The sequence below is a fragment of the Kineosporia sp. A_224 genome, assembly GCF_002198655.1.
In the GTDB taxonomy this organism is placed as follows: Bacteria; Actinomycetota; Actinomycetes; order Actinomycetales; family Kineosporiaceae; genus R-H-3.
Map to the genome: position 1 here is coordinate 1 of NZ_MWLN01000205.1, position 6,402 is coordinate 6,402.

The following is a 6,402-nucleotide window of genomic DNA, read 5'->3' on the forward strand; positions in this document are numbered from 1 at the left end:
GCACCAGGTGACCGTCGCCCTCGTCGTCCCGCCCGGCGGCACGAAGGACGCCGCCACCCCGGCGGGCGTCGCGGCCGTCGTCAGCGGCGGCGTCTCCCGGTTCTGGTCCCAGGCGAGCGCAGGCCGGGTGTCGTTCACCGTCACCGCGGCGCACGGCTGGATCGCGACGACCGCCGCGTGCACCCAGCCGTTCGCGCTGTGGGCCGAGGTGAAGCGCCGCACCGGGTTCGTCGAGGGCCCGGGCCGGCACCTCGTCGTCTACCTCACCTCGCAGGGCACCGGGTCCTGCTACTACGGCCTCGGCACCGTCGGCAGCGGGACGTCGTCCGGCGGCTACGTGTACGTCCGGGACGCCACGACGTCGATCCTCGCCCACGAGCTCGGGCACAACCTCGGGCTCGGCCACTCCAACGAGCTGCAGTGCCCGGGCGTCGCCGACGGCGCCTGGGGCGGCGGCTGGACGCCGTCCTGCCGCGAGGCCGGGTACCGCGACTGGTACGACGTCATGGGCATCAGCTGGGACCGGCTCGGCAGCCTGAGCACCGCCCACGCGTACGCGCTCGGCCTGCTGCCCACGGGCGCCGTCGAGAGCGTCGGCGCGCCGGTCTCCGCCGAGCTCGCGCCGGTCTCGGCGACGACGGGCCTGCGCTCCCTGCGCGTCGTGGACCCGGCCGGGCCGACGTACGTCGTCGAGTACCGGGCCGCCACCGGGCGGGACGCGTACCTGGCCGGCAACTGGGCCGGCCTGCGCCCGGGCGTCGTCGTCCGCCGGGCCGACCCGAGCGATGCGACGCAGACCCTGTTGCTCGACCTGACGCCGTCCTGGCGGGACGGCTGGGACGACGACCTCGACACCCCGCTCGCCGCGGGTGCGACGTTCACGACGGCGTCCGGCCGGGTGGTGCTCCGGGTCGACGAGGCCACCGCGACCCTCGCGCGGGTCAGCGTCGCCGTCGACGGTGTCTGGCCCGAGAACGCGTTCGACCGGACCGGCGGCCGGGGCCACCGCCCGCGCCCCTCCGTCGACCCGAACCCCAGCGCCACGGCGACGTCCGACCCGGGCGGCCGGGTCGGCCGGACGGGTGCACCGGACCCGCAGGAGACGCCGTCCCCGGTCGACCCGACGCAGACGGCCGACCCCACCGGGACGCCGTCCGGCACCGCGGAGCCGACGGGCACGCCGGACCCGCCGTCGCAGTCCCCGACCCCGTCGGCCCCGGCCGGCCCGCCGGCGGACGGGACGCCGTCCGCGGGCTGATGTCAGGGCCGGGGTCAGGCCGCCAGGAGCATCGCGAGGACCGCGGTGTCGGGGTCCATCGAGGGGTCGACGCCGACCTGGCTCACGAGCCGGGTCACCGTGCCGTCGAGCTCGGCCTCGACCCACGCGGCGCGGTGGTCGAGCCCCAGGTGCGGCAGGCCGGGCAGGAGCACGCAGCCGGACGCCGCACCGACGACCTCGGGGGACGACGGCCGGCTCTCCCCCGGCGGGTGCAGCAGGAGCAGCGCGGGCGGCGTCCGGCCCGAGAACGCACCGGGCTGCGGGGCGCCCTCGCCGAGCACCGGCCCGGCGGAGGTCACGAGCCCGACCGTGCCGGGCTGCGGGTCGTCGGGGACGTCCTCGACGGCCCGGAAGACGGTCGTCGTCGGCACGAGGCCGGGGACGGCGGCGAGCCGGACGGCGAGGGCGAGGAACTGCGCCCACTCCCGGGTCGAGCCCGGCCAGCGACCCGAGACCACGAACCCCCGCAGGTGCCTGTCACGCCCGTGGAACGGCGCGATCTCGACGTTGTCGGACGACATGATGCCTCCTCCGGGCCCCGCCCCGGCGACGCCGGTACGACGACCTGCCCTGGCTGAAGAGTGCGGCCCGATCCCGTTGGCACACAAGGGGGTGAGAGTGCCAGCTTCGGTGCGACGCGCTGCGGAAACACGGCTGACACGTGCCTGACACCACCGGTCCGCCGTGATCGTTCCCATCCGGGCGGCCGGCACCGGGGCCGTCGGTCCCGCACCACGGCGGACGGACGCGGCTTGGATGGGTCGACGCGTTCTACCGGTCCGACCTCCGGAGGAGCCATGTCCGCCTCGCAGCCCCGCACGGTCGACATCACGGTCGGGACGACGTCCCGCGGCCCCGACGCGACCGACCTGCATCTCCTGAGACTCGCGCTCGAGCTCCAGGTCGACGCGATGCTCCTGACGATCGGTGCCGCGGCCCGCGCCGCGGAGGCCGACCAGGTGCCGTGGCGCCGCTGGGCCGTCGAGGACCTCGACGCCGCCCGGATGCTCGCGCAGACCCTGCTCGCCCATGACACGGCACCGCCGTCGACGCTCGGCAACAGCGGCGTCGGGGCCGGCGCCGACGACGCCCTCGCGGACCTCGTCGCCCGGTACTCCTCGATGGACGGCCTGCTCGGGGGCGTCCTCGAGCGGCCGTACGCGGGCCAGGCCTGGCGCCCGGTCGCCCGCGAGGCCCGGGCCCGCTGCCGGGCCCGGCTCGGGGAGTTGCACCGGCACCGCGGGTCGACGTACCGCCGGCAGGCCGACGGGGACCGCCGGTACCTGCCGGGCGAGCTGCTCGGCTGACACCGGACGGCCCCCTCGTCGGCCGGGCGCCGGGTGGTCGTCGTCGGGTCGGGTCAGGCGGGGGTCAGGTCGTCGTCCCGGTCGTGCCCTGCTGGGTCGTGCCCTGCTGGTCCTGCTGCCCGGGCGGGCCGTCCATGCCGCCGTCCCTGCCGCCACCCATGCCACCGGCCGGGGTCGTGCTCACGGCGGTCGCCGTCCACGCACCGTCGCTCGACTGCGTGCCCTGGACGAACACCAGGGTGCCGGTCGCGAGCGCCGCGACGTCGCCGCCCGCGGTGCCGTCGACGATCGTCGCCGACGTCGTCGTGACGGTGACGGTGCCGGACCGGCTCTCGAGCGTGAGGGTCGAGCCGCTGACCTCGGTGACCTGGCCGACGACCATGGTGCCGTCGTCCATGCCGGGCGGGCCGCCGTCCGCGCCGCCCTGCCCGCCGTCCTGCTGCTGCGTCGTCCCGCCCTGCTGGTCGGTCGTGCCGCCCTGCTGCCGGCCCATCTGGCCCGGGCCGCCCTGACCGGCCTGGCCCTGCGAGGTGAGGGACGTCGTGCCGGAGGTGCCGCCGAAGGCCTGCCCGACGGCGACCCCGCCGAGCAGCAGCGCCCCGGCCCCGACCGCCGCGGCGACGACCATTCCCGGCCGCCGCTTCGCGGGGGCCGCCGGTGGCGGGCCGGACCCGTCGCCGAGGTCGGCCTCCATCCAGCTGACCGGTCCGGCGGGGCTGCCGGGGGCAGCGGGTGCAGCGGCCGGGGCGTACGGCGCTCCGGGCGGCCCCGCCGGAGGCGCGGCCGGCGGCATCCCGCCGGCGGTAGGTGGCGGGGCCGCCATCGCCCACCGGGGGGTCGTGTCCTGCTCTGTGGGGATGTCCTTGTCGGTCATGGCACGAGGTTGGGGTCGCAGCGTGTGGTCGCCCTCGGGCACGACTGTGCGGGTGCTGTGACCTGCCCGGCGGTCGCAGGCCCCGACCGCGGTCAGGCGGAGGGCTCGGTGGCCGCCTCGCCCGCGTCCTCGGTCCCGGCGTCCGCGGTCCCGGCGTCCGCGGTCCCGGCATCCGCGGTCCCGGCATCCGCGGTCCCGGCGTCCCCGGCGACGGCGTCCGTCGTCCGCCCGGTGGCTGCGGCCGCGTCGTCCAGGTCGGCCGCCAGGGCGCCGTCGAAGGTGCCGTCGAGCGGCACGGTCGCCGCGTCACGCCCCTCGACGGGGTCGGTCGGGGGCTCCGCGACGGCCGCAGCGGGTGCGGGCGGGACGGGCGCGCGGACGTGGTGCCTGCGGTCTCGCTCGGGTCGGCCATGGGCGTGACGTGCCCCACGACGTCCCGTCGTATGCGCGCCGGACGCGCTCGTTAGGCTCGCGACGTCAGCAGCCGGTCGCCGAGAGGACCACGATGTCGCAGCCCAGCCCGACCGCCGGGTTCAACGGCGTGCTCGGTCTCGAGTTCCCCGAGGTCGGGCCCGACAAGGTCGTGCTGACGTTCACCGTCGAGCCGCACCTGCACCAGCCGTACGGCATCGTCCACGGCGGGGTGTACTGCTCGGTCATCGAGACGGCGGCGTCCTACGCGGGCGCGATGTGGTTCGGCGACCGCGGCAACGTCGTCGGGGTGAGCAACCAGACGGACTTCCTGCGCGCCGTCCGCGAGGGCAAGCTCACGGCGACCGCGCTCCCGGTGCACCGCGGCCGCCTCCAGCAGCTGTGGGTCGTCGAGATCACCGACGAGCAGGGCCGCACGGTGGCGCGCGGCCAGGTCCGGCTGCAGAACATCGAGGACGCGTCGCGGCTCGGCAACTGACCCGGCGGCGCTGAGGCGCGGACGGCGGCTACCCCGCCGCGGCGGCGTCCCGGGCGCGCAGCCGGCGCAGCATCCGGGCGTCCTCGAACCCGACGGCCCGCGCCGCGGCCTCGACCGTCGTGCCGTGCCCGATGAGGTGCTCGGCGCGTTCGAGCCGCAGCGCCTGCTGGTAGCGCAGCGGGGTGAGCCCGGTCGCCTCGACGAACTGCCGGGTCAGGGTGCGCTCGCTGACACCGGCCTCGCGGGCGAGGTCTGCGAGCGGCAGCCGGTCGGCGAAGCGGGTGTCGAGGGCGTCCTGCACCCGGTGGACGGCGTCGCTGAGGTGGCTGCGGTGGCGCAGCATGACGCTCGCCTGCTGCTCGTCGCCGTTGCGCCGCGCGAAGACGACCATCTCGCGGGCGACCTTGGCCGCCGCCGCCGGACCGTGCCGCGTCGCCACGAGGTGCAGCGCGAGGTCGATGCCGCTCGCGATGCCCGCGGACGTGACGACGCGGTCGTCGGTCACGTAGAGGACGTCGTGGACGACCTGCGCGGCCGGGTAGCGCCGCGCGAGCTCGTCGGCGAGGTCGTGGTGGGTCGTGCAGCGCCGCCCGTCGAGCAGCCCCGCCCGGCCGAGCGCGTCGGCGCCCGCGCAGACGCTGGCGACCGTGCCGCCGTCCGCGTGGTGCTGCCGCAGTCGATCGAGGGAGGTCGCTTCCAGGTGCCCGGTGCCGCGCAGCCGTGGTGAGCGCCAGCCCGGGACGACGACCAGGTCGTCCGTGGTGAGCCGCGGCCAGCGGGTCTGCGCGGTGACGGGCAGCCCCTGGAACGTGCGGACCTCGGGCTGCTCCGCGAGGTAGTGGAGCTCGTAGCCCAGCCCGAGGTCGGCGGCCGTGGAGAACACCTGGGCCGGGCCGGCGAGGTCCAGCAGGTGCAGGCCCGGGACGAGGAGGAAGACGACGCGCACGATCCGGTCAGTGTGCCACGGCACCCGCAGGGATCCCTGCGCGGACCTGTGCGTCGTCCCTTCCGCCGGCAGCCGCCCCGACGACGTCGTCGACCGTGACGACGTCCGCGAACCGGCCGGCGAGCGCGTAGACGGTGCGCCGGACGATCTCGTCGGCCTGCAGCGTCAGCGGGTCGGCGAGCACCTCGGCGAGACTGCGACCGGCCGGTGCGTCCGGGTGCTCGATCGGTGTCGTCGCCGTCGCGTCCGCGACGAAGGTGACCCGGTACCCCAGGTCGCTCGCGAGCCGGGCCGTCGTCTCGCAGCACTGCTCCGTGCGGATCCCGCAGATCGTCAGGTCGTGGATCTCGTTCTGGGTCAACAGGTGCTGGAGGTTCGTCGTCGTGAAGGCGTTGTGCACGACCTTCGTGAGGACGGGCTCCCCGGGCCGCGGCTCGAGCCCGCTCATGAGCCGGACGTGCCCCGAGGCGGGGTCGAACGGCCCGCCCGAACCGGGTTCGCTGTGCAGCACCCAGACGACGAGGTCGGAGTTGCTGCGCGCGTGCTCGACGAGCCGCCCGACCCGCTCGACGATGTCCGGCGCGTTCGTGGCGGCCCACGCCTCGCGCTGGAGGAAGGAGTCCTGGACGTCGATGACGATCAATGCTCTGGTCATGGGTCCAGCGTGCGCCCCGCGACCGGACGCCGGCCAGGCACGGACAGGCCCCGTACCGGACCGATCCGGTCACGCCCTCCTGGGGCTCAGAGCTCGGGCGTCTTCTCGAACACCGCGACGACGTCTGCGTCGACGGCTCGCGCGGACTCGTCGAGCCAGTCCGCGAACGCCTTCACCTGGTCGGCGTCCGCCGGGTCGAGCGCCTCGTGCCGCCACTGCGCGTCGACGACCTTGGCCGCGAGCCCGTACTCCACGACGGAGAGCCGTGTGTGCCGCGTCAGCACCCGCTGCACCTTGTCGCCCGCGTTGAGAAACTTGTCGAGCGCGGTGAGCACGGCCGACATCGCCGCGAACGCCGCGGCCCACCCCGTCGTGAGAATCTCGCCGAGCGCGCTGACCCCCGCCGCGGCCGCCGTCCCCACCGCCCCGAT

8 protein-coding genes and 1 pseudogene are annotated in these 6,402 nt (G+C 76.1%); 3 read left to right on the plus strand and 6 right to left on the minus strand.

Going from position 1 to position 6,402, the window contains the following annotated elements:
• Positions 1-1,258 (plus strand): reprolysin-like metallopeptidase (locus tag EDJALFJO_RS25395; protein WP_143448782.1); only part of this gene is annotated, 1,258 nt, incomplete at its 5' end.
• Between the two features lie 14 nt (positions 1,259-1,272).
• Here the strand turns inward: EDJALFJO_RS25395 and EDJALFJO_RS25400 are convergent.
• Positions 1,273-1,800 (minus strand): peptidase, encoded by a 528-nt coding sequence (locus EDJALFJO_RS25400; RefSeq protein ID WP_088289120.1) that lies wholly within the window; start codon positions 1,798-1,800, stop codon positions 1,273-1,275.
• A gap of 276 nt (positions 1,801-2,076) precedes the next feature.
• On the opposite strand from EDJALFJO_RS25400, the gene EDJALFJO_RS25405 reads away from it, so the two are divergent.
• Positions 2,077-2,586 carry a hypothetical protein gene (locus EDJALFJO_RS25405; RefSeq protein ID WP_088289121.1) on the plus strand — a complete coding sequence of 170 codons (510 nt, stop codon included), beginning with the start codon at positions 2,077-2,079 and terminating at the stop codon, positions 2,584-2,586.
• Positions 2,587-2,650: 64 nt separating this feature from the next.
• Here the strand turns inward: EDJALFJO_RS25405 and EDJALFJO_RS25410 are convergent, their stop codons facing one another.
• Positions 2,651-3,460 (minus strand): DUF5666 domain-containing protein, encoded by an 810-nt coding sequence (locus EDJALFJO_RS25410; protein ID WP_143448783.1) that lies wholly within the window; start codon positions 3,458-3,460, stop codon positions 2,651-2,653.
• Positions 3,461-3,552: 92 nt separating this feature from the next.
• Entirely contained in the window at positions 3,553-3,756 is a 204-nt protein-coding gene (locus EDJALFJO_RS35195; protein WP_198950628.1) for a hypothetical protein, read from the minus strand.
• Between the two features lie 209 nt (positions 3,757-3,965).
• Between EDJALFJO_RS35195 and EDJALFJO_RS25420 the strand changes: the two genes are divergently transcribed.
• Positions 3,966-4,370, plus strand: a complete 405-nt coding sequence (locus EDJALFJO_RS25420) for a PaaI family thioesterase (RefSeq protein ID WP_088289124.1) — start codon at positions 3,966-3,968, stop codon at positions 4,368-4,370.
• A gap of 28 nt (positions 4,371-4,398) precedes the next feature.
• Here the strand turns inward: EDJALFJO_RS25420 and EDJALFJO_RS25425 are convergent, their stop codons facing one another.
• From EDJALFJO_RS25425 to EDJALFJO_RS34535, 3 genes and pseudogenes are all read right to left on the minus strand, one after another.
• Positions 4,399-5,319 carry a DJ-1/PfpI family protein gene (locus EDJALFJO_RS25425; protein ID WP_088289127.1) on the minus strand — a complete coding sequence of 307 codons (921 nt, stop codon included), beginning with the start codon at positions 5,317-5,319 and terminating at the stop codon, positions 4,399-4,401.
• A gap of 4 nt (positions 5,320-5,323) precedes the next feature.
• Positions 5,324-5,971 (minus strand): isochorismatase family protein, encoded by a 648-nt coding sequence (locus EDJALFJO_RS25430; protein WP_088289125.1) that lies wholly within the window; start codon positions 5,969-5,971, stop codon positions 5,324-5,326.
• An 86-nt stretch (positions 5,972-6,057) separates the two neighbouring features.
• A pseudogene (locus EDJALFJO_RS34535) lies at positions 6,058-6,402 on the minus strand (hypothetical protein); the annotation flags it as partial.